This is a genomic window from Pantoea phosphatilytica (genome assembly GCF_051025615.1).
In the GTDB taxonomy this organism is placed as follows: Bacteria; Pseudomonadota; Gammaproteobacteria; order Enterobacterales; family Enterobacteriaceae; genus Pantoea.
This window is the reverse complement of sequence record NZ_JBPFDF010000003.1, coordinates 153,793-180,209: the sequence shown is the minus strand read 5'-3', so window position 1 is coordinate 180,209 and position 26,417 is coordinate 153,793. Positions and strand designations below refer to the sequence as shown.

Below are 26,417 nucleotides of genomic sequence, written 5' to 3'. Positions count from 1 at the left end.
CCCGATGGAACGCATTGCCATTTCAGAACGCCCCGGCTGGCGCGAAAAAGCTACCGAGTTCGGTTTCCGCTTTCACACCATGCATGGTGAACCCTACTGGTGTGAAGATGCCTATTACCAGTTCACGCTGGCGCAGATCGAACATCTGGAAGAGGTGACCGCTGAACTGCATCAGATGTGCCTGCAGGTGGTGGAGAAAGTGGTCAACAGCGAGGCGCTGCTGATGAAATTCCGCATTCCTAAGCATACCTGGGACTTTGTGCGCGATTCATGGCGTCAGCGCCAGCCTTCGCTCTACTCGCGCCTCGATCTCGCCTGGGATGGAAAAGGCGAGGTCAAACTGCTGGAAAACAATGCCGATACGCCGACCTCGCTGTATGAAGCGGCTTTCTTCCAGTGGCTCTGGCTGGAAGATCAGCTCAACGCGGGTCAGTTACCCGCAGGCAGCGACCAGTTTAACAGCCTGCAGGAGAAGCTGATCGAGCGTTTTGCCGACTTACATCAGCAGCACGGGTTTAACCTCCTGCACTTCGCCTGCTGCCGCGACACCGATGAAGATCGCGGAACCGTGCAGTACCTTCAGGATTGCGCCAGCGAAGCGGGACTGCCGGGTGAGTTTCTCTACATCGATGAGATTGGCCTGGGTGAAAAAGGGGAATTTACCGACGCTCAGGATCAGGTGATCAGTAACCTGTTCAAGCTCTATCCGTGGGAATTCATGCTGCGCGAGATGTTCTCAACCAAGCTGGGAGATGCTGGCGTGCGCTGGCTGGAACCGGCCTGGAAGAGCATTATCTCGAACAAAGCCTTGCTGCCGATGCTGTGGGAGATGTTCCCGAATCACCCTAACCTGCTGCCCGCCTGGTTTGCGGAAGATGAGGTTCCGCCGATGGAGAAATATGTGGTCAAGCCGCTGTTTTCCCGTGAAGGCGCTAATATCCGCATCGTGGAAAACGGTCAGGAGATCGCCCGGGTGGAGGGGCCTTATGGCGAAGAGGGAATGATCGTCCAGCAGTTCCATCCGCTGCCAAAATTTGGCGACAGTTATACGCTGATCGGCAGCTGGCTGATTGACGATCAACCGGCGGGTATTGGTCTGCGTGAGGATCGCGATCTGATCACACAGGATCTCTCCCGCTTCTATCCGCACGCCTTTATCGGCTGACGCACCACGATTAACGTAAATACGGGCTGGTGCCGGCAGCCCGGAAAGCCGAGAAACTCAGGCACGCCTGCCCGCGCCTACTCAGCCCTGGGTGGGTACGCGTGCGATGTGGTTCAGAAACGCCAGGCGTGCTCTTCAGGCCGCAGGGCGTTTTCCGCTTCTGTCCCTGCTCACGATTCTCTGCTTAACCGACCTGAACCGACAGCATGCTGATGGCCCCCATCTCTATCCCGTCAACCGGGATGGTAATGGCGTCATCCGGCTGACGTGCGCCCAGCACATAGAGCAGCGGCAGATAGTGCTCAGGCGTCGGGCTGGAGAGCGCGGCGTCAGGATGATCCATAAAGTTCACCAGCGGATGTGACGCGGCATCGCTTTGCACCGCCAGGTTATCGCGAACGAACTGTACAAAGCCGCTGGCCCAGGGATAGATATCTTTGCTGCCGTTCCAGTGCGCTTTTCGCAGGTTGTGCACCACGTTGCCGCTGGCGACAATCATTACGCCCTGATCGCGCAGCGCAGCCAGTTTTCGCCCCATCTCAAAATGCCATGCGGCGGGTTGGGTACCATCGATACTGAGCTGCACCACCGGAATATCGGCATCCGGATACATCTTTATCAGGACGCCCCAGGTGCCATGATCCAGTCCCCATTCATGATCCAGCTTCACCGCCACCGGCGCTAACTGTTCCACCAGCTGCTGCGCCAGCGCCGGCGATCCGGGTGCCGGATAGCGCGTATCAAACAGCGCCTGGGGAAATCCCCCGAAATCATGAATGGTTTTCGGCTGCGCCATGGCGGTGACGGCGGTGCCGCGCGTATACCAGTGCGCCGAAACCGCAATAATCGCGCGCGGGCGTGGCAGCGTGTCACCAGCCTGACGCCACGCGGCGGTGTAACGGTTCTCTTCAAGAGCATTCATCGGGTTGCCGTGACCCAAAAACAGCGCTGGCATACGTAACTGACTCATTCGTGAACTCCGGGATCCGGTTGTTTTATGCTCACTACGATACGCGCATTTATGCCGGGATCACGCGGATAAGCATGATGAAGATCGTCAGGAAATTTGAATGAAAAGCGCGATGTTGTTAACCAGGCGGCGGACAGCAGGAAGAGGAGGAAAGCGCGACAGGCGTGTGCTGCAGAAACAAAAACAGGCCCGCAGGCCTGTTTTATTGCAGCCGGGTAATCAGCTGGCGTGGCGTGTTTCGTGCGTGCGACGCCAGGCGATCAGATCTTCGATCGTAACGACCGGCATCTCATGCTGACGGGCAAACGCAATCGCTTCAGGCGCATGCGCCATGGTGCCGTCATCGTTAGTCAGTTCACACAGGACACCGGCGGGCTTAAAGCCTGCAAGCGTGACCAGATCGATGGTCGCTTCTGTGTGGCCGCCACGGGTCAGGACCCCACCTTCGCTGGCGCGCAGCGGGAAGACGTGACCAGGACGATGCAGATCGGCCGGCTTTGCATCATCGGCAATCGCCGTGCGGATGGTGGTGATGCGATCCTGCGCGGAAACGCCGGTCGTGACGCCCTCTGCCGCTTCGATGGTCACAGTGAAGCCGGTGCCAAAGGAGCTGGTGTTGTTCTCCACCATCATCGGCAGATCAAGCTGCTGGCGACGCTCTTCCGTCAGGCAAAGGCAGACGATGCCGCTGCCATGACGAATCGTCAGTGCCATCTGTTCAACGGTCATGGTTTCTGCGGCGAAGATCATGTCGCCTTCGTTTTCACGATTTTCATCGTCGAGTACCATCACACCGCGTCCCTCACGCAGGGCGGCGATAGCACGTTCTACACGCTGTTCAGGCGTGCCAAATTCAGAAAGTAGCGTCTGATTCATGGTAATAAAAACCTTAATATGTATGGGTTACCAGAATCAGGGCGTGCTTAGGAGTGACGTCAAAAAGACGTGGCAATAACGTGAAGCAGACACAATTGTCCGACAGATGTCGTTACCCTCTCCCATCCGGACTGTAACCGTCGGCCCCGGAATTACACCGGATCTGCTGACCTTTACCCCTCTTTTCAGCGAGATAAAGCGCTCGCGGGCTTTCAGCCGAAGCTGATTTACCGCCGGTGGGGAATTGCGCCCCGCCCTGAGAATAAGCAGTTCAACTATAACGCTGAATGTCTGAAGCGGCAATCGTCAATAGCGCAATTGCTTTTGCATTTTCTGCGTTACGGATTTGAGGTTTATCCTTTTCATTTCTGGCATTACACTTAACACTTATTACGTTGGTAAACACGCTGACACAGCTCCCCGTAACCAGGAAATCATCATGATCGACACGAAAAAAATTGAACAACTTGCCCGTCAGGTTCACGACGCGATGCCTAAAGGTGTGCGTGAGTTTGGGGATGATGTCGAAAAGAAAATTCGTCAGGTTCTTCAGGCGCAGCTGACCCGAATGGATCTGGTCAACCGTGAAGAGTTTGATGTGCAGACCCAGGTCTTGCTGCGTACGCGGGAGAAGCTGGCGGCGCTGGAGCAGCGCCTGGCTCAGCTGGAAAGCCGGGGCTCCTCAGCCGGTACGCCGCCAGCGGCAGCCGCTCCGGCCGTTACAGCCACCCCCGTGACCCCGGCGGCTGCGGTAGCGACCTCACCTGCGGTCTCTCCGCCACCGGTTGCCGACGTGGTAAAACCTGTGCCGGAAAACAAGTCAGAATAAGTGCTCAGGCGGGAGCCTGGCGGCTCCCGCTCAGTCGTTGCTTCAACTGCCGCGAATGGTTTTGATAATGTTGGTGGTGGAGATACCGTCTTCAAAGTTCAGTACCTGCACATCACCGCCATTTGCCCACACTTCTTTGCTGCCAGCGATATCTTCCGGCTTGTAATCCCCGCCTTTTACCAGCAGGTCCGGCAGAATGGAGGCAATCAGGCGCTGCGGGGTGTCCTCTTCAAACACCACAACCCAGTCGACCGCCTCCAGCGCGCCGAGCACGATCATCCGGTTTTCCTGTGGATTGACCGGGCGACTCTCCCCTTTCAGACGTTTTGTCGAGGCATCGCTGTTGACCGCGACGATCAGCCGATCGCCCAGCTTGCGGGCGTTGGCGAGGTAGGAGACATGCCCGGCGTGCAGGATGTCGAAAACGCCATTGGTCATCACCACTTTCTCGCCACGGCGGCGGGCCATCTCGACGGCGGCTTTCAGCTGCGCTTCTGTCATGATGCCAAAGCCCTGCTCCGGACGGGCGTGGATCGCATTCTCCAGCTCGACGGTGCTGACGGTCGACGTACCCAGTTTACCCACCACCACACCGGCGGCGGCATTGGCAAGGAAACAGGCCTCTTCCAGCGAGTCACCCGCCGCCAGCGCTGCCGCCAGTACGCCAATGACCGTATCTCCGGCGCCGGTCACGTCATACACTTCCTGCGCCTGAGTCGGCAGATGTAACGGCGCTTTGCCCGGCTGCAGCAGCGTCATGCCATTTTCGGAGCGGGTGACCAGCAGCGCAGCGAGGTCGAAATCAGCAATCAGCTGCATCCCGCGCGCCACAATCTCCTCTTCGCTTTTGCATTTGCCGACAACGGCCTCGAACTCAGAGAGATTCGGCGTCAGCAGCGTTGCGCCCCGGTAGCGGGCGAAATCGGTGCCTTTCGGATCGATCAGGACCGGCACCTTCGCTTCGCGTGCCAGGGTAATCATGGTCTGCACGCTGCTCAGTGCGCCTTTGGCATAATCGGAGAGCACCAGCGCACCCGCTGCCGCCAGAGACTCACGCATCTTCTGATGAATCGGCTCCGGATCAACCTGTTCGAAACCCTCTTCAAAATCGAGGCGGATCAGCTGCTGATTGCGGGAGAGTACGCGCAGTTTGGTGATCGTCGGATGGCTTTTTACCGCAACGAAGTCACAGTGAACGTTAACGTCTTTCAGCGTGTTACTCAGCACGCGCGCCGCATCATCTTCACCGGTCAGGCCAATCAGGCGTGACGCGGCACCGAGTGCTGCAATGTTCATCGCCACGTTTGCCGCCCCGCCAGGACGCTCTTCAACCGTGTCCACCTTCACCACCGGCACCGGTGCCTCAGGGGAGATACGGCTGGTTGGGCCATACCAGTAACGATCCAACATTACATCGCCAACAACCAGCACTGAGGCTTGGCCGAACGCGGGCAGAGTCACTTTCATTCCAGACACTCCAGACTGCATTAAAAATAGTGCGCGGATGATAGCACAGTTGCGAATGGTGCTATCAGCCTCACGCCAGGATAGAAGACGGCGCGACCAGCCAGCGTTGCCAGCTGTTCAGCACCGTCTGCCGCTCCGCTGCAAACGCCTCTGGCTCAACGTGGCCAGGCAGCTCCTGCAGGGCGCGATGATGCAGTGCGTCGCGCAACGTCACATACGCCTGCGTCAGGGCCTGCGCCTCATCGGCAGGCATTTTTTGAAACTTCGCCATCAGCTCGAAAATGCGCACGTTATCAGACCAGCGCGTCAGCGCTGGCTGATCGGCGGCGTAGCGTAAGACAAGATATTGGGCGATGAATTCAATATCCGTGATGCCGCCTTCGTCGGCTTTAATATCCCAGCGCCCTTTGTGTTTGTTGCTGAGGTGAGCGCGCATCTTTTCTCGCATCTCGCGCACTTCGGTCTGCAGGATCCCGGCGGCACGCGGCAGCGACAGGATCGCCAGACGAATCGCGTTGAAGCGCTCGCTCAGTGCCGCTTCGCCAAAGACCACGCGCGCGCGGACCAGCGCCTGATGCTCCCAGGTCCAGGCTTCACTGCGCTGATACTCTTCAAACGCCTCAAAGGTACTGACCAGCATGCCCGCCGCGCCGGAAGGACGCAGCCGCGCATCAACCTCATAAAGAATCCCGGACGAGGTGCGGGTACTGAACAGATGCATGATGCGCTGGGCGAGGCGCAGATAGAACTGACGGCCATCGATGCTGCGCTCCCCGTCGGTGACGGCATCGGCCGGACAGTCGTGCAGGAAGACCAGATCGAGGTCGGAACTGTAGCCCAGCTCCCAGCCTCCCAGCTTTCCGTAGCCCAGCACCGCGAATCCGCGCTCATGTTCATTGATCAGATGAGAAGGACGACCGTAGCGCTGCACCATCATATGCCACGCCTGGCGCACCACGGATTCGATAATCGCTTCCGCCAGCCAGGTGAGGTGATCGCTGACTTTCATCACCGGCAGCGTGCCGGCGATGTCGGCAGCCGCGATACGCAGATGCTGCGCCTGCTTAAACTGCCTTACCGCTTCCAGCTGCTGTTCTTCATCCTCGGTGGGGATGCGCAGCAGATACTGCCGCAGCTCATCGCGATAGGCATCGGTGGCGGTGGGCTGATAGAGCGTGGCCGGATCGAGCAGTTCATCCAGCAGCAGCGGGTAGCGGGCCAGCTGGCTGGCGACCATCGGGGAGGCGGCGCACAGGCGAATCAGATGGCGCAGCGCACCGTGATATTCGGTCAGCAGCTCCAGATAGGTACTGCGGGTCAGCACGCCCAGCAGCAGCGGGGTCAGGCGGCTGAGCGTCACCGCCGCATCGTCACGCGGACAGACTTCGCTCAGCAGGCGCGGCATCAGCTGATCCAGCGCCTGACGGCCACGCGGTCCGATGGTGCGCCGGTTGATATCCTGACGAAACGCCTCCAGCGTCTGGTGCAGCGTCTGACGGTTTTCGTCGCTGAACTGCGGCACCAGCGGGGCCAGTTCGTTATCCTCCAGCTGGTCCTGCCACAGCACCTGAAACTCTGCCAGCTCACGCTGATCGTCGATATCGGGCGTGTCTTCGCCAATCAGCTCATCAAAGATGGCCCGCACCGCCGCCATCTGGCTGTCGAGCTCTGTCATCAGCGCCGCCCAGTCGGGGCACTCCATCGCCCACGCCAGCCGTGCGCGATGCAGTTCATCTTCTGGCAGGGTCTGCGTCTGTTCGTCACCCAGACTTTGCAGCAGATTTTCCAGCCGCCGCAGGAAGAGATAGGCTTCCCGCAGCGCATCGACCTGTTCTGCGGGCAGCAGCGCCAGGGTTTTGATCGCCTCCAGCGTCGGCAGCAGCGCACGCAACTGAAGTGAACGCTCACGTCCACCACGGATCAGCTGGAAGACCTGCACGATAAACTCGGTTTCACGGATGCCGCCCGCGCCCAGTTTGATATTGTTTTTCAGTCCCCGTCGCCGCACTTCACGGCTGATCATCCCTTTCATATTACGCAGCGACTGGATCACGCTGAAGTCGATATAGCGGCGATAAACAAAGGGCCGCAGCATCTGCTGCAGCTCCAGACTCCAGCGGTCGTGATCGTCCCCCATCAGGCGCGCCTTCACCATCGCGTAGCGCTCCCAGTCACGACCCTGCTCCTGATAGTAATCTTCCAGCGCGGCAAAGCTCATCACCAGCGGGCCGCTGTCGCCGAACGGCCGCAGCCGCATATCCACCCGATAGACAAAACCATCCATCGTGGGCTGATCCAGCACCCTGATCAGCCGCTGGCCCATGCGGGTGAAAAACTGAGCATTGTCCAGCTCACGCCGTCCGCCGCGCGTGGTGCCATTCTCCGGCCAGGCAAAAATCAGGTCGATGTCAGACGAGAAGTTGAGTTCCCCCCCACCCAGCTTGCCCATGCCCAGGATCAGCATCGGCTGCGGCTCCCCCTCTGCATTGCAGGGCGTGCCAAAGTCCTGACAGCACGCCTGCCAGACCCAGTCGCGCGCCCGGCTAATCAGCACTTCGGCTAACAGGCTGAGCTGCTGCAGGCTCTGTTCGGTGGTCGCGTGCCGCAGCGCCTGCATCCACGCGATGCGCACCAGCATCCGGCGGCGGAACAGCCGCAGCTCCCGCATCAGACTCGCTTCGCTGTCGATACCGCTCAGGGCCTCATTCAGCCACCCGGAATAGTGCTGCCATTCGTCGGGCTGAGGCGGCTGGTCCCGCATCGTCTGCCACCAGTCGGGATGTTGTTGCAGGTTTTCCAGAACAAAATCGCTGAACGCCAGCCCGGCGGCCTGTTCAGGGCTGAGCGAATTCAGTGGAACACCAAGCAGCCGGGCGGCCTTTTCAGCCTGGTCGCGAAGCAACGCGGGAAGTGCTGACAACATAACTCCCTCCTTAGATGGCAAAACGGATGCCCGTCAGCGGCCAGCGCCGCTGGTGAGCCAGAATGGTGACTGTTTCAGCGCCTGTGTCGCCAGCCAGGCTAAACCAGATGACTGCTTCTCGTGGATGGCGGAAAGGAGCTGCTGCCAGGGTTCGAGCCAGGCCATCACGGTTTCGGTGGGATAGGATCCGGCCAGCAGATGCACTGTCAGCAGCTGACGCGCCAGCCGGGTAGCTTTATCCTGATATTCGTTTGGCTGTCTGACCGTAACGAAGGTCTCACGCAGATCGGCATTAACGCGACTGAGCATGATATCGCTGAAGCGTTTGAACGATCCCTGCAGCTTGGCCTCGCCTTTGGCGTCGACCCACTGACGCCACTGCGATTCAGCCAGCCAGTGCGTCAGCGCCAGCTGCGTCTCCACCGACAGGGAGGATAAGCAGAACGAGGCTGCTTCCTGCTCTTCGTTAACCAGCGTCTCTTCCAGTGTGGTCAGCTGCTGACGCAGCGCGCTGCTGGCTTTGCGTGGCACCAGCGCGCCAAACAGGCTGAACGCCTGACGCAGCAGGTCCAGGGCTTCACGTACCGCATCCTGCGCCGCCGCATTCCCGCGCAGCCAGACCTCTTCATGATACTGCCAGTGCTGGAGACCGGCTGACATTGCGGCGATCATGCCCTGCTCGATGGTGGCTTTGGCTCCCGCTTTCAGCAGCGGAAACGCCACTCTCTGACGTGGCGGATTGCCCAGCGCCAGCTGATAGCCACGGGCGGCCTTGCTCAGGCTGCCCATGCGCAGACCACCCAGCGCCACCAGCTCCTGAGCAAATGCCAGCAGATCCTGGCGTTCGCCGCGTTTCAGCTCCAGTTCGATCTCACACAGCGGTTCGCTCAGCTCGCCCGCCGTCACCTCGCCCTGATCAAAGGCGACTTCGATTTCACTGTTGCCGGTGGTGACCAGCCAGACTTCGCGCTGAAAATGGGTCGTGAACAGCGGCTGCAGACGCTGCTGCAGCGCCGCGACATCGGTGCCCTCTGGCCAGATCGCCCCGGGCAGGCGCGCGATGTCCAGCACCGGCTCGCTGAGCTCAACATTATATTCCGGGCGCTGATGCAGTCCGCCGAGCGTCTGGCCCGCCGCTTTCAGCGTCATCTCATAACGCTGATCGACGCCACGGATGCGTAATCCCATATCCCAGCGCCGCAGCTGGTTATCATCGGTTTCGAAATAGATGTTAGTCAGCTCGCGTGCAGCCTGATGCTGGTGCGGCAACGTGGAGAGTCGTTCAGCCAGTTTCCCGGCTGCCTGTGATGTTGCAATGAACTTTAGTTCGATTTCGATGGTCATAATTTTTTATTCACTACGCTGCTGGCACTAAAGAGGGTGTTTCCTGCATATTTCAGGCGATTATCAGCGGGTTAGTTACGCTGCCGCCCGGATGGCAGGGGGTTATCAGGCGAAGATTAATGCACAGAAGCCGCGCTGTCTCTGCTTTCTTTGTTCTTTCGCAGACCTTTTCGCACTCTGATGAGACCAGGATAGTTCTCATTCAGATTTATGTGAGGCCTCTCCAGACTGTGCCGGTAAATTTTAGTCAGACTAAGCCAAACGAAATCGAATGAAAAAAATCACACTTGCCGGACTCACTTTGCTGGCCCTCAGCACCCTTGCACCTGCCCATGCCGACGAAAAACGTTACGTTTCTGATGAACTCTCGACCTGGGTCCGCAGTGGACCTGGCGACCAGTTTCGCCTGCTCGGTAAGCTGAATGCCGGGGAAGAGGTGCAGCTGTTGCAGACCAACAATGACACGCATTATGGCCAGATCCGTGATTCAGAAGGCCGCACCACCTGGATCCCGCTGTCACAGCTCAGCGCCAGTCCGAGCCTGCGCACCCGTGTGCCTCAGCTTGAGCAGCAGGTGAAAGATCTGACGGCAAAACTGGATAACATCGACAACAGCTGGAACCAGCGCACCGCAGAAATGCAGAACAAAGTCGCCAGCAGCGATGGCGTCATCAATGGGCTGAAAGGCGAAAACCAGAAGCTGAAAAATGAGCTGATCGTGGCGCAGAAGAAAGTCAGCGCGGCGAACGTTCAGCTGGATGACAAGCAGCGCACCATCATTATGCAGTGGTTTATGTATGGCGGCGGCGTGCTCGGCGTAGGTCTTCTGCTGGGCCTGCTGCTGCCGCATATGCTGCCGCGCCGCAAGAAAAGCGATCGCTGGATGAACTGACACCCTTTCACCGGATTAACACAGGGGATCGACTGATCCCCTTTTTGGCATGTCTGCAATCCGGGGAATCTGTGCAACAATGAAATGAGATGCATTGCTGATTTCAGGCGCAGGACACGCCCGGCGTGCAGGTCATTTCTCTTTCTCTGGAGTTTTGCGTGAAGACCTTTTTAGTTGGCGGTGCGGTGCGAGATGCGCTGCTGAATCTGCCTGTGACAGACAAAGACTGGGTGGTGACGGGATCCACGCCCGAGGCCATGCTTGAGCAGGGTTATCAACAGGTCGGTCGCGATTTTCCCGTTTTCCTGCATCCCAAAAGCCGCGAAGAGTATGCGCTGGCGCGAACGGAGCGGAAAAACGGGAAAGGCTACACCGGATTTGTGACCTGGTCTGCGCCCGACGTGACGCTGGAGCAGGACCTGCAGCGCCGCGATCTGACCATCAATGCGATCGCACAGGATGAACAGGGCGCGCTGGTCGACCCCTATCATGGCCAGCGCGATATTACTCTGCGCCTGCTGCGTCACGTTTCTGACGCCTTCAGCGAAGATCCGCTGCGGGTGCTGCGGGTGGCACGCTTTGCCGCGCGCTTTGCCCACCTTAACTTTCGTATCGCCCCGGAAACCCAGCGGCTGATGCAGCAGATGGCAGAGAGCGGCGAGCTGTCGAATCTTACCGCAGAGCGGGTCTGGAAAGAGACGGAAAAGGCGCTCGGCAGTCGCAATCCGCAGGTCTATTTTCAGGTGCTGCGGGACTGCGGTGCGCTGAAGGTCCTCTTCCCGGAGCTGGACAACCTGTTTGGCGTTCCTGCGCCGATCCGCTGGCATCCGGAGATCGACACCGGCGTGCACACGCTGATGACGCTGGCGATGGCCGCCGCCCTCTCCGATGAGATTGATGTGCGCTTCGCCACGCTGTTCCATGATGTCGGCAAGGCGCTGACGCCGCCCGAACTGTGGCCCAGCCATCACGGCCACGGTCTGGCGGGCGTGCCGCTGGTCGCGGCGCTCTGCCAGCGCCTGCGCGTGCCGAATGCGATGCGTGACCTGGCGCTGATCGTCACCGAGTTTCACGACATCGTCCACACCATTGAACGGCAATCGCCGGCGTCACTCGTGGGACTGTTCGACCGGATTGATGCCTGGCGCAAGCCGCAGCGTGTGGAGCAGATGGCGCTGACCAGCGAAGCGGATGCGCGCGGACGCGCCGGGCTGGAGAGCATGGCCTATCCGCAGGGAGATTATCTGCGTCGTGCGTTTGCACTGGCCCAGGCGGTGCCGACGAAAGCGGTGATCGAAGCGGGATTCAAAGGGGCGGACGTTCGGGAAGAGTTAACGCGACGGCGCATAGCGGCCGTCGCGCAGGGTCTGACGAGCGGGCAACCTGACTAGCAGGCTGCCCTGAGGTTTACATGAAGAGGGCGTAAACCGCAGCCGCCACGATAAAGCGGTAGATAGCGAACGAGACAAAGGAGATGCGTTTGATCAGCTCAAGGAAGACTTTAATCGCGATCATCGCCACGATAAACGCCGTCACAAAGCCTACCGCGAACATCGGGAAATCAGCCATCGTCAGGAAACCGATGCTCTTATAGAGATCCAGTACGGTTGCCCCCATCATCATCGGCACCGCCAGGATGAAGGAGAACTCGGACGCGGCATAGCGGCTCACGCCCATCAGCATCCCGCCGGAGATAGTGGCACCGGAGCGGGAGAAGCCCGGCCACAGCGCCAGGCACTGGAAACAGCCAATCATGAACGCCTGACGATAAGTAATGTCATCAACGCCTACCGCTTTCGGCTGTTTAGGCTTGAGGAATTCCGCAGCCAGCAGCAGCACACCGCCGACCACCAGGGCATACATCACGTTGATCGGGTTAAACAGCGTTTTAATCTGATCATGCAGTACCAGCCCGATCACCACCGCCGGAATCATACCCAGCAGGATGTGGATCAGCGACAGACGTCCGGTGCCCACACCCTCGTGTCTGACTTCACCAAAATGGATACCGATCAGGCCAAACAGACGACGCCAGAACATCACCACGACGGCCAGAATCGAACCTAACTGGATTACTACCTCAAAGGTCTCGGCTTTTTCACCCTCAAAGCCCAGCAGGTGACCCACTATAATCATGTGGCCGGTGGAAGAGACCGGTAAAAACTCGGTCAGCCCTTCCACAATGCCCAGGATTGCAGCAACCCAAAGCTGATGAATATCTGCCATCAAATGTTCCCTCTATCTGTTTCAAAACCATTAAAAAGGCGGTAGCCCGTTGCTATCGCCTTAAATATGCCGCGCCCAGCCTGAATTAAACCTTAAGGTCCTGCCCTTTTTCGCCTGCTGTAACGAAACGGCTCACGCTATGACAGACAGTAATTTGGTTTGGTTTCATTGTGATGGCAATCACATCCAGATTATTTAGGAATAGTCCCGCGCTCAATTCGCACGCCAACCTGCGCCGCCTGGGCCACCGCGCCCGGTTTGCTGACCTTTATACGCACGCCAGGCGAACTGAAACGGTTCATCAACAGATCCGCGATTTCTTCAGCCACACGCTCTACCAGCGCAAAACGGCTGCCGTTCAGATGGGTCAGGATCGCCGACGCGACATCGGCATAGCTGAGACAGTCGCTGACGTCGTCGCTGCGGGCCGCCAGGCGGTTATCCCAGGCCATTTCGACATCGAGCACCAGTTTCTGCTGTATGCCCTGTTCCCAGTCGTAAACGCCAATGGTGGTGAACACCGTGAGTTGTTCTATAAATACGATATCCATGATGAGAGTCTCTGTTTTTGGCTGAGCCGGATACCACTTCCGGCGGATTATGCGTATTATCCACGGTTGATGAGATCAAAACGACCCTAAAGGAAACGGTACGGTGTTATGAGTGCTTTCGCGCTTGGTATGATTATTTTCGCGTATCTTTGCGGCTCGATTTCCAGTGCGATTCTGATCTGCAAACTCGCAGGCCTGCCCGATCCCCGCACACAGGGTTCCGGCAATCCGGGGGCAACCAACGTCCTGCGTCTGGGCGGCAAAGGCGCCGCCGCCAGCGTACTGGTGTTTGATGTGCTGAAAGGGATGGTGCCGGTCTGGCTGGCGTATCTGCTGCATGTGACACCGTTTTATCTTGGTCTGACGGCGATTGCCGCCTGTCTGGGTCACATCTACCCGGTGTTCTTTCACTTCCGCGGTGGCAAAGGAGTGGCGACGGCATTCGGGGCCATTGCGCCGATTGGCTGGGACCTGACCGGCCTGGTAACCGGTACCTGGCTGCTGACGGTGTTACTGAGTGGTTACTCTTCGCTGGGCGCGATTGTCAGCGCGCTGATCGCACCCTTCTATGTCTGGTGGTTCAAACCGCAGTTCACCTTCCCGGTTTCTATGCTCTCCTGCCTGATCCTGCTGCGTCATCACGACAATATTCAGCGGCTGTGGCGGGGACAGGAAGGCAAGATCTGGAAGCGTAAGAAGAAATCGCAGCCGTAAGGTTGCAGATGAGCGGTGGTTCGTGACCGTGACAGCCCGGGGTGCCGGAGCAGATCGGCAGGAGATAAAAACCGCGCACTTCATCCCTGAGCGTTGCCCGTAACCGGGCCAGCACAGGGCGTTATATGAAAACGCCTGACGTTTTTCGCCAGGCGCTGCCTTTCTCTTCTGACCCGGTTTCCTGCGCGTTGCGCTTATCCGTTGTGGCCAGTTTTTTTTGAAACCCGCTCTTCAGATGGCGGGCAGTTCCGCCAGCGGCCAGCGTGGTCGTACACTGACGCTCAGCTCGCCGCGCGTGCCGCCTTTTAACCGCACCATGCCCGCATACGCGATCATCGCACCGTTATCGGTACAGAACTCCGGGCGGGCGTAGAAGACTTCACCGCCACGCTTCTGCATCATGACCGCCATCTGCTCACGCAGGGTGCGGTTGGCGCTGACGCCACCTGCAATCACCAGACGCTTAAAGCCGGTCTGATCCAGCGCCCGCTTACACTTGATCGACAGCGTATCCACCACCGCATCTTCAAAGGCGCGGGCGATGTCTGCGCGGGTCTGCTCGTCGTCAGGATTGGCGCGGATGGTATTGGCGGCAAAGGTTTTCAGGCCGGAGAAGCTGAAATCCAGCCCCGGACGGTCGGTCATCGGGCGCGGGAAGGTAAAGCGCCCTGCCGTACCCTGCTGCGCCATCTTCGACAGCATAGGCCCGCCCGGATAATCCAGGCCCAGCAGCTTCGCCGTTTTGTCGAAGGCTTCACCGGCGGCATCATCGATCGATTCGCCCAGCAGTTCATATTCACCGACGCCGGTGACGCTGATCAGCTGTGTATGTCCACCCGACACCAGCAGTGCCACAAACGGAAATGCCGGTGGATTCTCTTCCAGCATCGGTGCCAGCAGGTGGCCTTCCATATGGTGAACCGGCACGGCAGGCACTTTCCAGGCAAACGCCAGCGCACGGCCGATGGTTGCGCCAACCAGCAGCGCACCGACCAGGCCCGGCCCGGCGGTGTACGCCACCGCGTCAATCTGTTGCGGCGTCAGATTCGCCTCTTTCAGCGCCGCCTGAATCAGAGGCACGGTTTTCCGCACATGATCCCGTGAGGCCAGTTCCGGCACCACACCGCCGTAGTCGGCATGCAGTTTTACCTGGCTGTAGAGTTGGTTTGCCAGTAATCCGGCCTCATCGTCATAGATTGCGATGCCGGTTTCATCGCACGACGTTTCAATACCCAGAATTCGCATTGCATCACCTCATTCTTGCGGCGAGCAGTTTATCACAGCAATGGGATGAGCAGCGCAGGCATCCGGCGTAAAAAGTCATTTTCTGTCGGCTAAAGAGTGCGCTATACTCCCGCCCCTGGAAAAACCGGCAGCCGCACAGGCAAACGCTCCTGTTGGTTTCAAATTATCCATGGTGCTTTACAAACCGACGTGAGTTGGAGTAAAATGCTGCACCATTTTGAAATGTGCTGGCGCCGCAGTCAGCAGCAAAACCGAATTTTATCGAGGTGAGAGTTACATGCCGGTAATTAAAGTACGTGAAAACGAGCCATTTGACGTAGCACTGCGTCGCTTCAAACGTTCTTGCGAGAAAGCAGGCGTTCTGGCTGAAGTTCGTCGTCGTGAGTTCTATGAAAAACCGACTACCGAACGTAAGCGCGCTAAAGCGTCAGCAGTTAAGCGTCACGCCAAGAAACTGGCTCGCGAAAACGCACGCCGCACTCGTCTGTACTAAGTCGTTCCGGAGGTTCGCCTCCATTGCGTGATTCACGCAGACAGAGTCAAGTAAAAGGCCGTGCTTTCCGAAAGGAAGCGCGGCTTGTTGCCGTTTATGAGCTGAAAATCTGGGGCGTATGGCTGGACGAATTCCACGCGTATTTATCAACGATTTACTTGCCCGCACGGATATCGTGGATCTTATCGATGCCCGCGTTAAGCTGAAAAAGCAGGGTAAGAATTTCCATGCGTGCTGTCCTTTCCATAATGAAAAAACGCCCTCCTTCACCGTAAACGGCGAAAAGCAGTTCTATCACTGTTTCGGCTGTGGTGCCCACGGTAACGCTATCGACTTTTTAATGAACTTCGACCGACTGGAGTTTGTTGAAACAATTGAAGAGTTAGCCACTTCCCACGGTTTAGACGTGCCTTACGAAGCAGGCAGCGGGCCCAGCCAGATGGAACGCCATCAGCGCCAGAGCCTGTACCAGCTGATGGAGAACCTGAACGGGTTTTATCAGCAGGGTCTGCAGCAGTCCAGTGCACAGCCCGCACGCGACTATTTAGACCGTCGTGGCCTGAGCGCCGACGTCATCAATCATTTCGCTATCGGTTACGCACCCGCCGGCTGGGATAACGTTCTCAGGCGTTTCGGTAAGCAGTCGGAAGATCGCGAGTCATTGATGGAAGCGGGCATGCTGGTCAGCAATGATAAAGGCCGGACCTATGACCGGTTTCGCGATCGCATCATGTTTCCGATTCGCGATAAGCGTGGCCGCGTTATCGGTTTTGGCGGTCGGGTTCTGAGTAACGAAACACCGAAGTATCTGAACTCGCCGGAAACACCGATTTTCCATAAAGGCCGCCAGCTCTATGGCCTCTATGAAGCAGTCAAGAGCCATCCTGAACCTGCCCGCCTGCTTGTGGTCGAGGGATACATGGACGTGGTTGCGCTGGCGCAGTACGGCATAGATTACGCTGTCGCGTCATTAGGCACCTCAACCACCGCTGAACACATTCAGTTGCTGTTTCGCAGCACCGATACGGTCATCTGCTGTTACGACGGCGACCGGGCTGGACGCGAAGCCGCATGGCGCGCACTTGAGACCGCATTGCCTTACATGAATGATGGTCGTCAGCTACGCTTTATGTTTTTACCCGATGGTGAAGACCCCGATACGCTGGTGCGCAAAGAGGGTAAAGCCGCCTTCGAAGCGAGGATGGAGCAGGCGATGCCGCTCTCTTCGTTTTTATTTGATAGCCTGCTGCCGCAGGTGGATCTGAGCTCACGCGATGGAAAAGCGCGCCTGAGCACGCTGGCTTTGCCGCTGATTACGCAGATCCCTGGTGAAACCCTGCGTATTTATATGCGTCAGGAGCTGGGAAATAAGCTGGGGATCCTCGATGACAATCAGCTTGAAAAGCTGATGCCAAAGCAGGCTGCCAGCGGCGCCGCGCCGGTCGCGCCACCGCTTAAACGTACCACCATGCGCGTGCTTATCGCCCTGCTGGTACAGAATCCGCAGCTGGCCTCGATGGTGCCCTCGCTGGATGGCCTGTCGGAGTCGAAAATGCCCGGACTACCGCTCTTTATCGAGTTGGTGGGGCGTTGTAACGAGAATCCTGGATTGACCACCGGGCAGCTACTAGAGTTATATCGCGGGACAAATTTTAGTCAGACGCTTGAAACGCTGGCGATCTGGAACCACATGATAGTAGATGAGGAAGCCGAAGCGGTGTTTCAGGACTCGCTGGCCAGCATCTACGATTCTGCGCTTGAAGAGCGACTGGAGTTTCTGATCGCGCGTGAACGCATTCAGGGGCTTACCGCCGATGAGCGCCGTGAGCTCTGGACACTCAGCCAGGCGTTTGCCAGAAAATAAGTTTTAGCACGCTGCCCGCGCTGAAGATGGGCGGCGTGGCTGTTTTAAGGCCGGGAGCGTTAAGCCAGGCCGTCAGCACAAATTTCAATGGCCGTCGGCGTCGAAGCCAGTCTGGTTACCGCCAGCGCGCAGCTCCCGGAGCGTACGGAAGTATGTGAGGAGAGCGAGCACTGCCGGGAAGCAGAATGGCGAGTAAGCCAGGCCCGTACCACCAAAAATTTATACAAGCGGCTTAAGTGCCGATTATTGTTGGGCATAGCCCACGCCGCGACGAAGGCAGCGGCAAGAATTAAACGCCTTCACTGCTATTGTTGGCGCGCTGCCGACCGACACCAATCTAATTTAACAGAAGTGTGGATACCGTCTTATGGAGCAAAACCCGCAGTCACAGCTCAAGCTTCTTGTCACCCGTGGTAAGGAGCAAGGCTATCTGACCTATGCTGAGGTCAATGACCATCTGCCGGAAGATATCGTCGACTCAGATCAGATCGAAGACATCATCCAGATGATTAACGACATGGGTATTCAGGTGGTTGAAGAAGCCCCGGATGCTGACGATCTGATGCTGAATGAAAACAGCTCCGATACTGACGAAGATGCCGCGGAAGCTGCCGCTCAGGTATTATCCAGCGTTGAATCTGAAATCGGGCGCACGACTGACCCGGTGCGCATGTACATGCGTGAAATGGGTACCGTGGAACTGCTGACGCGCGAAGGCGAAATCGACATCGCGAAGCGTATCGAAGATGGTATCAACCAGGTTCAGTGTTCCGTTGCCGAATACCCTGAAGCGATTACCTATCTGCTGGATCAGTATGACAAAGTCGAAGCAGGCGAATCACGCCTCTCCGATCTGATCACCGGCTTCGTCGATCCTAACGCAGAAGAAGATCTGGCCCCTACCGCAACGCATGTGGGCTCTGAACTCTCTGAAGCCGATCGTAATGACGACGAAGATGATGATGATGAGGATGACGACAACTCCGAAGATGATAACTCCATCGACCCGGAGCTGGCGCGTGAGAAGTTCTCTGACCTGCGTAAGCAGTACGAAACCACCCGCAGCGTCATCAAGAGCAAAGGCCGCAGCCACGCCGCCGCCATCGCCGAGATCCAGAACCTCTCTGACGTCTTTAAACAGTTCCGCCTGGTACCGAAGCAGTTCGACTACCTGGTTGGCAGCATGCGTAACATGATGGAACGTGTCCGTACTCAGGAACGTCTGATCATGAAGCTCTGTATTGAGCTGTGCAAAATGCCGAAGAAGAACTTCATCACCCTGTTTACCGGTAACGAAACCAACGAGAGCTGGTTCAAAGCTGCGCTGGCGATGAACAAGCCGTGGTCTGAAAAACTGCTGGAAGTGCAGGATGACGTGATGCGTTCCCTGCAGAAGCTGGCGCAGGTTGAAGAAGAGACCGGCCTGACCATCGAGCAGGTGAAAGATATCAACCGTCGCATGTCGATCGGTGAAGCCAAAGCGCGTCGCGCCAAGAAAGAGATGGTGGAAGCGAACCTGCGTCTGGTTATTTCGATTGCGAAGAAATATACCAACCGCGGTCTGCAGTTCCTCGACCTGATTCAGGAAGGTAACATCGGTCTGATGAAGGCGGTCGATAAGTTTGAATATCGCCGTGGTTACAAGTTCTCGACCTATGCGACCTGGTGGATCCGTCAGGCGATTACCCGCTCTATCGCCGACCAGGCGCGTACCATCCGTATTCCGGTGCATATGATTGAGACCATCAACAAGCTCAACCGTATTTCGCGCCAGATGCTGCAGGAGATGGGCCGCGAACCGACGCCGGAAGAGCTGGCTGAGCGTATGCTGATGCCGGAAGATAAAATCCGCAAGGTGCTGAAAATCGCGAAAGAGCCGATCTCTATGGAGACGCCGATTGGTGATGATGAAGATTCACATCTGGGCGATTTTATCGAAGACACCACGCTGGAGCTGCCGCTGGATTCTGCTACCTCAGAGAGCCTGCGTTCTGCAACCCACGATGTGCTGGCTGGCCTGACCGCGCGTGAAGCGAAAGTGCTGCGCATGCGTTTTGGTATCGATATGAACACCGACCATACGCTGGAAGAAGTGGGCAAACAGTTTGACGTGACGCGTGAGCGTATCCGTCAGATTGAAGCGAAAGCCCTGCGTAAACTGCGCCATCCGAGCCGTTCGGAAGTGCTGCGCAGCTTCCTCGACGATTAAGTCCTGAAAACCCCGGTTCGCCGGGGTTTTTTATGCCCGTCTGTTACCGTCTCTCCCTGCCCTGCACAGACTCAGTGATTCACCGGATGCAGTGCCACATAAAGCTGGCGATACGCTGCCACCATCTCCTCCAGTGAAGCGCGATTCAGTCCGCTGGGGTTCGGCAACACCCATACCTGCGTTTTCCCCATGCCTGCTGGCTGTTTGCCCCATTCGACCCTGTTCAGTTTAAAGGCACGACGAAAAGCCTCTTTGCCCAGGATCGCCAGCGCGGCAGGCTGATAGTTCAGCACCTTTTCCGTCAGGCGCTGACCGCCTTCGCGCAGCTCATCCGCCGCCAACTCGCTTGCCTGCACCGTGGGGCGCTCCACCAGCATGGTAATTCCGCAGCCGGTTTCCGTCAGACGCTGCTCCTCTTCCGGTTTCAGCTGCTGCCGGGTAAATCCTGCCAGATGGATCACTTTCCAGAAGCGATTGCCGGGATGCGCAAAGTGAAAGCCCTGATGGGCGGTCGACTGGCCCGGATTGATGCCACAGAACAGCACATCGAGGTCCGGGGCGATGATATCGCGGATGTCATGCTCGATCATGCTGCCACCATGAGTATGCGAAGCTTTGGCACATTACAACTCATCAGACCGGACGACTGTTCCAAACAGGCTCGTGAGAGTGCATGTTTATCCTGTGAGGCCGAAGCCGTCTGGATACGGCCATAAACAGACTGGCTGTTTTTCATCGGCACAGGGCCTGTCGCGTCCAGGCTCGCTTCAGATCTCCTGCGCACACGATAATGATGCGCTTTACTGCCCTGCTGCTCCATATGTCGTCCTGCCCTCTCTGCTGTGTAATCACTGATTAAGATAGTAATTATTACACCTGTGGGCATTCCAGCCTGACGATTTTTTGGTGGAGCAGCGATTGGGGATAACAGCTGTGCCGGGCCTGGCAAACTCATCTTCAGAAGAGAAACATTCATGCGGGCATCATAGCGGCACCCGCAACCTGAGGTTTCCTTAACGGCGCAGAGCGTCCTGAACGATGCGATTTTGAAACGTCGCTCACGCAACTCGTCAGATTTATCATAAAAATCAGCAGGTAAATCAGTGCTGATTATTTCAGCAACCGGCGGCTGAGTGCTGGATCGGCCTGAAGAGATACTTTATAATCCCCGCTCCGCTGGCCCCTTAGCTCAGTGGTTAGAGCAGGCGACTCATAATCGCTTGGTCGCTGGTTCAAACCCAGCAGGGGCCACCAAATAAAACAAGGAGTTAGATGAGAAATCGTCTGACTCCTTTTTCTTTGGGCGCGAATCAGGTGATGTAGTGGGGGACGTAAGTGAATGGCTGGGTGACGTAAGTAGTGTGGGTTTAAATGTCTGCCTGGCCGGTGCCAGAAACCTGATTTCCTTTTTCGAAAAGCCTGACAGCCATCCTGATTCAATCATTAAGACAGCCTTATCTGAACCATCCCAGGATTGCAGGTCAAAAACAAGTTATGAGTTTTGATGATTCCATTCAGCAACTGCGTAATGAGCAACTTGCGCGCCGGTCAGATACAGAACGCTTCATCAGTGTTAAAGCTCTTTTTGAACAGCTCAAACAGCGTTATCCAGATCAGAGCTACAACGCCCTGTGCCTTTTAACTCTGAAAAAGTATCGACGTTCAGAGCATCAACCTTCGCTTTATTGGTTCAGATATGAAAGCTGGTATGACACTCCACCCGTTGCCCCATACCAGCTCCTGGATAAACATGGCGCGCCAAACATTGGTGCTCCTGACTATTATCCTAATGCCGAGGCGGCACTGCGGGCGGTAAGTGATGAGGTCATGAATATTGATAAGCTGGCTGATTATGGTTTTCTGCGGACAGAAATTGCTGACGCGCCTGGAGTTCCGCTTGATACTGCAAGGCCAGAAGCACTGATGTTTGAACAAGATACACTGGATTTGAAAGCTGAAAACGTGGCACTAAAAGGAAAAATTGAGGCGCTGGAAAAACGTCTGGCTGCCCCTATAGAGAAAGCCGCCCGCCAGTATCTGTTTAACTTTCCCATTGGGCTTTTTGACCCAATGTTGATTAAACCCTGGATGTGATTGTTCAAGGCTGTCGCTGAAGAATATGATCATGAATTCTGATCACTGGATAATGATCAAAAGCGTTGAACGGTAAACAATGCAATGATCAGAATTTGAAAACGCTAACATCAGCTTTCGTATATAAAATGCACATGCTTTGGCTGGCGTGGAAAAGACATACACCTTGTGTTTTAACTTAGTGAACCGCTCTGGAAATGAGCGGCAGTTAGCACTACAGGCGCTTGATGATGAAATGCCCGGCTTTGCATACGACTGTGCGTCTACATAAGGCAGTAAGCTGTTGGTAGTGAAAAACTCTGAGGCGAAGTTCACAGACCTACTGCCCGTTGATTAAAACATTATGGTGTCAGTGATTCCTTGCAAAATTCCACTATTCGCTCTCAGAAGATGTACCCGGTTGAAAGTCCGCTTTGTGCCAGAAGCGGACGTTGTTGAGTTCACACAGCATGAACTCATGAAAACAGGAACGTCATATTTTGTCTTGATTAACGCGGGATGAAAGCTCCTCATGGCTCTCTTTTCGTTCACTGTAGCGATCGGCAAGGTAACCGGTCTGTCCCTTCAGTATGAGGGTAATTTTAAACAACTCTTCGGCGACATCGACGATACGATCGTACCAGGACGAGGGTTTCATTCTCCCGTTCTCATCAAATTCCTGCCATGCTTTGGCAACTGAAGACTGGTTGGGGATCGTAAACATCCGCATCCAGCGTCCCAGAATTCGCATCTGGTTCACGGCGTTGAAAGATTGCGAACCGCCGCACACCTGCATGACCGCCAGAGTTTTTCCCTGGGATGGGCGAATGGCTCCTTCGCTTAAGGGAATCCAGTCGATTTGTGCCTTCATCACGGCACTCATTGCCCCATGCCGCTCCGGGGAACTCCACACCATCCCGTCACACCACCTGACCAACCCGCGCAACTCGGTGACTTTTGGGTGCGTATCCGGGGCGTCGTCCGGCAGGGGTAAACCTGAAGGGTTAAACAGTCTGACTTCCGCTCCCATCGCCTCCAGCAGGCGACCTGCTTCTTCTGCTGTAAAACGACTGTAAGAACGCTCTCTTACCGAGCCATACAGAATCAGAATGCGTGGCGGCTCATGGAGCTGCAGACGTTCAGCAATATGCTGATCGAAGCAATCAGCGTTCAGGGCAGGAAAGTGCTCCATTTTTTCTCCTTCGGGTGGCTCTGGTGATTTCAAAATAAACACATATGATTTAACATATATGTATTCTAAAGAGAACGGAGTAATAAATGCTACAGCCTGTTCAGCTTTTTAAAATCCTGTCGGATGAAACCCGGCTCGCAATTGTCATGCTTCTCCGGGAGTCGGGCGAACTGTGCGTATGCGATATATGTGCGGCTACCACTGAATCACAGCCTAAAGTTTCCCGTCACATGGCTATCCTGCGTGAGGCTGAACTGGTACTGGACCGCCGGGAAGGGAAATGGATTCACTATCGTCTCTCACCGCACATGCCTGCATGGGCCGGCGAGACGATAACGACGGCATGGCACTGCCTGCGCGATGATGTGCGTGAACGACTGGAAAAATCCGCATGTACTTCTTGCTGACAAGCTTAATCACATACACATAAGCATATATAAAGGAGTCTGAAAATGTTTCTGGCAGGAAGTATCTTTATACTCACGCTGGTCCTGGTCATCTGGCAGCCCAGAGGCCTCAGCATTGGCTGGAGCGCAAGTATCGGAGCCGCGCTGGCGCTGGGAACGGGAGTCATCCACTTTGAAGATATCCCTGTCGTCTGGAATATCGTCTGGAATGCAACAGCGGCGTTCATTGCGGTAATCGTCATCAGCCTGCTGCTCGATGAGTCTGGTTTCTTTGAATGGGCCGCACTGCATGTTTCCCGCTGGGGTAACGGGCGCGGTCGCCTGTTGTTTACGTGGATAGTGCTGCTTGGCGCTGCTGTTGCTGCGCTGTTTGCTAACGACGGTGCAGCACTGATACTGACACCGATTGTGATTGCGATGCTGCTCGCTCTGGGGTTCAGCCAGGGAACGACACTGGCATTTGTCATGGCTGCAGGATTCATCGCTGATATCGCCAGCCTGCCGCTGATTGTCTCTAACCTGGTAAATATTGTCTCGGCGGATTTCTTTGGCCTGGGCTTTACGCAGTACGCCTCGGTGATGGTTCCTGTGAATCTGGCAGCCATTGCTGCCACGCTGGTCATGCTGCATCTCTTCTTCCGCCGCGATATCCCTGCCAGATATGACGTCTCACTGCTGAAGACTCCTGGCAGTGCGATTAAGGATCCTGCGACGTTCGGGGCTGGCTGGATTGTTCTGCTGTTCCTGCTGGTCGGTTTCTTTGTTCTTGAGCCGCTGGGGATCCCTGTCAGCGCTATAGCAGCAGTTGGCGCAGCGGTGCTGTTCGTGGTGGCAAAGAGGGGCCAGGCCATTAATACCGGGAAAGTGCTTCGTGGTGCGCCCTGGCAGATCGTGATTTTCTCGCTGGGTATGTATCTGGTCGTCTATGGCCTGCGTAATGCCGGACTCACTGAGTATCTTTCTGCCGTACTCAATATGCTGGCAGACAACGGTTTATGGGCCGCCACGTTCGGCACAGGCTTCCTGACTGCCTTCATGTCGTCGGTGATGAACAATATGCCGACGGTGCTGATTGGTGCGCTGTCCATTGACGGGAGTACTGCGACTGGCGTCGTCAGAGAAGCAATGATTTACGCCAATGTGATTGGCTGCGATTTAGGTCCCAAAATTACCCCAATCGGGAGTCTGGCAACCCTGCTGTGGCTGCATGTACTGGCACAGAAAAACATGAGCATTACCTGGGGATATTACTTCCGGACAGGCATAATTATGACCCTGCCGGTGCTGTTCGTCACTCTGGCCGCGCTGGTATGGCGGCTCTCTATCACTTTGTAATGAGATACTGATATGAGCAACATTACTATCTATCACAACCCGGCCTGTGGTACTTCACGTAACACGCTGGAGATGATCCGTAACAGCGGCACCGAACCAACAATTATTTATTATCTCGATACGCCACCGACACGAGAAGAGCTTACCAGGCTGATTTCAGAAATGGGGATTTCTGTACGTGCATTACTGCGTAGGAATGTTGAGCCTTATGAGCAATTGGGTCTGGATGAAGATAAATTTTCTGATGCGCAATTGATCGATTTTATGCTTCAGCACCCGATCCTGATTAACAGGCCGGTAGTAGTGTCACCGTTAGGGACACGACTTTGCCGTCCCTCAGAAATTGTGCTGGATATTCTCCCTGAAGGTCAGAAAGGTTCTTTCACCAAAGAGGATGGAGAAAAGGTGACTGATGAGGCAGGAAGACGGTTTAAGTAACCTGGCTAGTTCACATTAGCGGACACCGGGCGTCCGCTCCTCGCTCTTAGCGGACCTTTGCCTGCTCGCAGACCGCTTTATGCCATAAGCTGACGTTGCTCACATCCAGGTATGCTTGTTCACGGGGAAAAATGGTTTGAGCCGCTGTTAGAAACACTCTATTACCGGCTCTTAAGGTTTATGAAGTTATCAGCTTCCCCGCTGCTGGCAAAGTTACCTCGCCCACATAACATGGTGCTATATTTACAGCTGCTTCGTTCATCGGAGGAGTTATGGATTCGGGCGATGATGACAATAAAAAAGCATTAGAGCTCATTGGTAGCATTATTCGCAGGCTGCTCAGCCAGAAAGCCATGGCACGGAAGGATGATCTGATAAGTGCACTAGAGCTTCTGAGCAAGAGCACCATTGACAACCAGGTGCGGGAAACCAGCATAAGAGCAATTCAGATGCTGCGTCAGCGGGTGCATTGAACTGGTGAGGCGGGATATACCCGGTGCATTGAATATTCCAAAAACTACCAGTACACCATGCTACTCTGGCCAGAAATAGTGCGCGATAAACTTTTTATTTCAGTACAACATTTATCGGAATAGATGGCTGCAGTGATAAGCCTGCTGATCTGCCGGATTGCTTCTTTAATAGATTGACGACGGTCTGCCTCAGTTTCAATCTCAAGCATCTGTGTCAATTGTCGGACCAGGGCGCGCGCGCCGACGTAATCGTCGTTCTCAAGCAGCGTAAATGTGGCTTCGCCAATAATGATATTGACCTTTTCTTCTTCACTACCGGACATACTAACCTTCCTGTTACATAACCGTAGATGTCCGTCGCTGCGGATAAATAGTACTGCATTTGCACGCTCATCACTGATGTCTGTTTTTTTAGTAGCAACCCTGCCCTTGCTGAAATTATGAAATCACACCTGTCTTGAGTGTAACAGAGCAAGGAAAGCCTGCCCGAAGTTTAATCAGCTCAGTAATACCTTATTCTAAATACCTATTAAACTTATGATTTTTTGAGATAAAATGTTGTGCGCTTTAGTCTTGTTAAGACTTTTTTGTACAAGAAGCGCATTGACCTGCTTCCCATTAATTTCCCTGATGATGTCAGTAATGTCCGCTTTTCGCTCATCACGGACGCGGCTCTTTCCGGCAATCATTCGGTTCAGGCTGCGGCGGTCAGCCACAGTCTGCTAAACAAC

Annotated in this window: 24 protein-coding genes, 1 tRNA gene and 1 riboswitch; of the genes, 14 read left to right on the top strand and 11 right to left on the bottom strand. The window is 55.9% G+C overall.

The window, feature by feature from the left end; all coding sequences use genetic code 11:
* The first annotated feature begins 4 nt into the window (after nt 1-4).
* Nucleotides 5-1,165: a glutathionylspermidine synthase family protein gene (locus ACR6AS_RS13520; RefSeq protein ID WP_111139899.1), complete on the top strand. Its 1,161-nt coding sequence runs from the start codon at nt 5-7 to the stop codon at nt 1,163-1,165.
* Between the two features lie 184 nt (nt 1,166-1,349).
* Here the strand turns inward: ACR6AS_RS13520 and ygiD are convergent, their stop codons facing one another.
* Together ygiD and ribB are read right to left on the bottom strand one after the other, a co-directional pair.
* Complete coding sequence (ygiD, locus tag ACR6AS_RS13515; RefSeq protein WP_293774530.1) at nt 1,350-2,135, bottom strand: 4,5-DOPA-extradiol-dioxygenase; 786 nt, start codon at nt 2,133-2,135, stop codon at nt 1,350-1,352.
* A gap of 219 nt (nt 2,136-2,354) precedes the next feature.
* On the bottom strand, nt 2,355-3,011 hold the full coding sequence (ribB, locus tag ACR6AS_RS13510) for a 3,4-dihydroxy-2-butanone-4-phosphate synthase (RefSeq protein WP_111139901.1): 657 nt from the start codon (nt 3,009-3,011) through the stop codon (nt 2,355-2,357).
* A gap of 110 nt (nt 3,012-3,121) precedes the next feature.
* Nucleotides 3,122-3,279, bottom strand: a riboswitch (FMN riboswitch).
* A gap of 171 nt (nt 3,280-3,450) precedes the next feature.
* On the opposite strand from ribB, the gene ubiK reads away from it, so the two are divergent.
* A complete protein-coding gene (gene ubiK, locus ACR6AS_RS13505; protein ID WP_434162502.1) occupies nt 3,451-3,840 on the top strand; it encodes a ubiquinone biosynthesis accessory factor UbiK in 390 nt (129 codons plus the stop codon).
* A gap of 42 nt (nt 3,841-3,882) precedes the next feature.
* On the opposite strand, the gene hldE is transcribed toward ubiK, so the two are convergent.
* The 3 genes from hldE to ACR6AS_RS13490 all read right to left on the bottom strand — a co-directional run bounded on the left by hldE (nt 3,883) and on the right by ACR6AS_RS13490 (nt 9,574).
* A complete protein-coding gene (gene hldE / locus ACR6AS_RS13500; RefSeq protein WP_111139903.1) occupies nt 3,883-5,307 on the bottom strand; it encodes a bifunctional D-glycero-beta-D-manno-heptose-7-phosphate kinase/D-glycero-beta-D-manno-heptose 1-phosphate adenylyltransferase HldE in 1,425 nt (474 codons plus the stop codon).
* Between the two features lie 70 nt (nt 5,308-5,377).
* Entirely contained in the window at nt 5,378-8,230 is a 2,853-nt protein-coding gene (gene glnE / locus ACR6AS_RS13495; RefSeq protein WP_293774526.1) for a bifunctional [glutamate--ammonia ligase]-adenylyl-L-tyrosine phosphorylase/[glutamate--ammonia-ligase] adenylyltransferase, read from the bottom strand.
* A 33-nt stretch (nt 8,231-8,263) separates the two neighbouring features.
* The gene (locus tag ACR6AS_RS13490) at nt 8,264-9,574 is read right to left on the bottom strand and encodes a CYTH domain-containing protein (RefSeq protein WP_434162499.1); all 1,311 of its coding nucleotides are present in this window, start codon (nt 9,572-9,574) and stop codon (nt 8,264-8,266) included.
* A gap of 271 nt (nt 9,575-9,845) precedes the next feature.
* On the opposite strand from ACR6AS_RS13490, the gene ACR6AS_RS13485 reads away from it, so the two are divergent.
* The gene (locus tag ACR6AS_RS13485) at nt 9,846-10,466 is read left to right on the top strand and encodes a TIGR04211 family SH3 domain-containing protein (protein ID WP_111139906.1); all 621 of its coding nucleotides are present in this window, start codon (nt 9,846-9,848) and stop codon (nt 10,464-10,466) included.
* Nucleotides 10,467-10,624: 158 nt separating this feature from the next.
* Entirely contained in the window at nt 10,625-11,857 is a 1,233-nt protein-coding gene (locus ACR6AS_RS13480) for a multifunctional CCA addition/repair protein (protein ID WP_434162496.1), read from the top strand.
* A 16-nt stretch (nt 11,858-11,873) separates the two neighbouring features.
* On the opposite strand, the gene bacA is transcribed toward ACR6AS_RS13480, so the two are convergent.
* A complete protein-coding gene (gene bacA, locus ACR6AS_RS13475; protein WP_111139908.1) occupies nt 11,874-12,692 on the bottom strand; it encodes an undecaprenyl-diphosphate phosphatase in 819 nt (272 codons plus the stop codon).
* A gap of 191 nt (nt 12,693-12,883) precedes the next feature.
* Complete coding sequence (folB, locus tag ACR6AS_RS13470) at nt 12,884-13,243, bottom strand: bifunctional dihydroneopterin aldolase/7,8-dihydroneopterin epimerase (RefSeq protein WP_111139909.1); 360 nt, start codon at nt 13,241-13,243, stop codon at nt 12,884-12,886.
* 108 nt (nt 13,244-13,351) lie between these two features.
* On the opposite strand from folB, the gene plsY reads away from it, so the two are divergent.
* The gene (gene plsY / locus ACR6AS_RS13465; protein ID WP_293774520.1) at nt 13,352-13,957 is read left to right on the top strand and encodes a glycerol-3-phosphate 1-O-acyltransferase PlsY; all 606 of its coding nucleotides are present in this window, start codon (nt 13,352-13,354) and stop codon (nt 13,955-13,957) included.
* Nucleotides 13,958-14,188: 231 nt separating this feature from the next.
* On the opposite strand, the gene tsaD is transcribed toward plsY, so the two are convergent.
* Nucleotides 14,189-15,202 (bottom strand): tRNA (adenosine(37)-N6)-threonylcarbamoyltransferase complex transferase subunit TsaD, encoded by a 1,014-nt coding sequence (gene tsaD / locus ACR6AS_RS13460; protein WP_111142200.1) that lies wholly within the window; start codon nt 15,200-15,202, stop codon nt 14,189-14,191.
* Between the two features lie 277 nt (nt 15,203-15,479).
* On the opposite strand from tsaD, the gene rpsU reads away from it, so the two are divergent.
* The 3 genes from rpsU (at nt 15,480) to rpoD (ending at nt 19,768) form a co-directional block, all read left to right on the top strand.
* Complete coding sequence (gene rpsU, locus ACR6AS_RS13455) at nt 15,480-15,695, top strand: 30S ribosomal protein S21 (protein ID WP_001144069.1); 216 nt, start codon at nt 15,480-15,482, stop codon at nt 15,693-15,695.
* A 118-nt stretch (nt 15,696-15,813) separates the two neighbouring features.
* Nucleotides 15,814-17,559, top strand: coding sequence for a DNA primase (gene dnaG, locus ACR6AS_RS13450; RefSeq protein ID WP_111142201.1), 1,746 nt, complete (start codon nt 15,814-15,816; stop codon nt 17,557-17,559).
* A 367-nt stretch (nt 17,560-17,926) separates the two neighbouring features.
* Nucleotides 17,927-19,768, top strand: a complete 1,842-nt coding sequence (gene rpoD / locus ACR6AS_RS13445; protein ID WP_293774517.1) for an RNA polymerase sigma factor RpoD — start codon at nt 17,927-17,929, stop codon at nt 19,766-19,768.
* A 71-nt stretch (nt 19,769-19,839) separates the two neighbouring features.
* Here rpoD and mug read toward each other — a convergent pair whose 3' ends face one another.
* Complete coding sequence (mug, locus tag ACR6AS_RS13440; protein WP_111142252.1) at nt 19,840-20,358, bottom strand: G/U mismatch-specific DNA glycosylase; 519 nt, start codon at nt 20,356-20,358, stop codon at nt 19,840-19,842.
* Between the two features lie 588 nt (nt 20,359-20,946).
* On the opposite strand from mug, the gene ACR6AS_RS13435 reads away from it, so the two are divergent.
* A tRNA-Ile gene (locus tag ACR6AS_RS13435) sits at nt 20,947-21,022 on the top strand.
* A gap of 240 nt (nt 21,023-21,262) precedes the next feature.
* Nucleotides 21,263-21,862, top strand: a complete 600-nt coding sequence (locus ACR6AS_RS13430; protein ID WP_111142253.1) for a hypothetical protein — start codon at nt 21,263-21,265, stop codon at nt 21,860-21,862.
* A gap of 472 nt (nt 21,863-22,334) precedes the next feature.
* Here ACR6AS_RS13430 and arsH read toward each other — a convergent pair whose 3' ends face one another.
* Nucleotides 22,335-23,033, bottom strand: a complete 699-nt coding sequence (arsH, locus tag ACR6AS_RS13425) for an arsenical resistance protein ArsH (protein WP_293774465.1) — start codon at nt 23,031-23,033, stop codon at nt 22,335-22,337.
* A gap of 86 nt (nt 23,034-23,119) precedes the next feature.
* On the opposite strand from arsH, the gene ACR6AS_RS13420 reads away from it, so the two are divergent.
* The 4 genes from ACR6AS_RS13420 to ACR6AS_RS13405 all read left to right on the top strand — a co-directional run bounded on the left by ACR6AS_RS13420 (nt 23,120) and on the right by ACR6AS_RS13405 (nt 25,686).
* Entirely contained in the window at nt 23,120-23,440 is a 321-nt protein-coding gene (locus ACR6AS_RS13420; RefSeq protein WP_111141359.1) for a transcriptional regulator, read from the top strand.
* A gap of 45 nt (nt 23,441-23,485) precedes the next feature.
* Complete coding sequence (locus ACR6AS_RS13415; RefSeq protein WP_434162488.1) at nt 23,486-24,775, top strand: arsenic transporter; 1,290 nt, start codon at nt 23,486-23,488, stop codon at nt 24,773-24,775.
* Nucleotides 24,776-24,787: 12 nt separating this feature from the next.
* On the top strand, nt 24,788-25,213 hold the full coding sequence (gene arsC, locus ACR6AS_RS13410; protein WP_064365669.1) for a glutaredoxin-dependent arsenate reductase: 426 nt from the start codon (nt 24,788-24,790) through the stop codon (nt 25,211-25,213).
* A 272-nt stretch (nt 25,214-25,485) separates the two neighbouring features.
* Nucleotides 25,486-25,686: a hypothetical protein gene (locus ACR6AS_RS13405; protein WP_111141357.1), complete on the top strand. Its 201-nt coding sequence runs from the start codon at nt 25,486-25,488 to the stop codon at nt 25,684-25,686.
* A 44-nt stretch (nt 25,687-25,730) separates the two neighbouring features.
* Here ACR6AS_RS13405 and ACR6AS_RS13400 read toward each other — a convergent pair whose 3' ends face one another.
* Nucleotides 25,731-26,009: a hypothetical protein gene (locus tag ACR6AS_RS13400; protein ID WP_146240873.1), complete on the bottom strand. Its 279-nt coding sequence runs from the start codon at nt 26,007-26,009 to the stop codon at nt 25,731-25,733.
* Nucleotides 26,010-26,417: the final 408 nt, after the last annotated feature.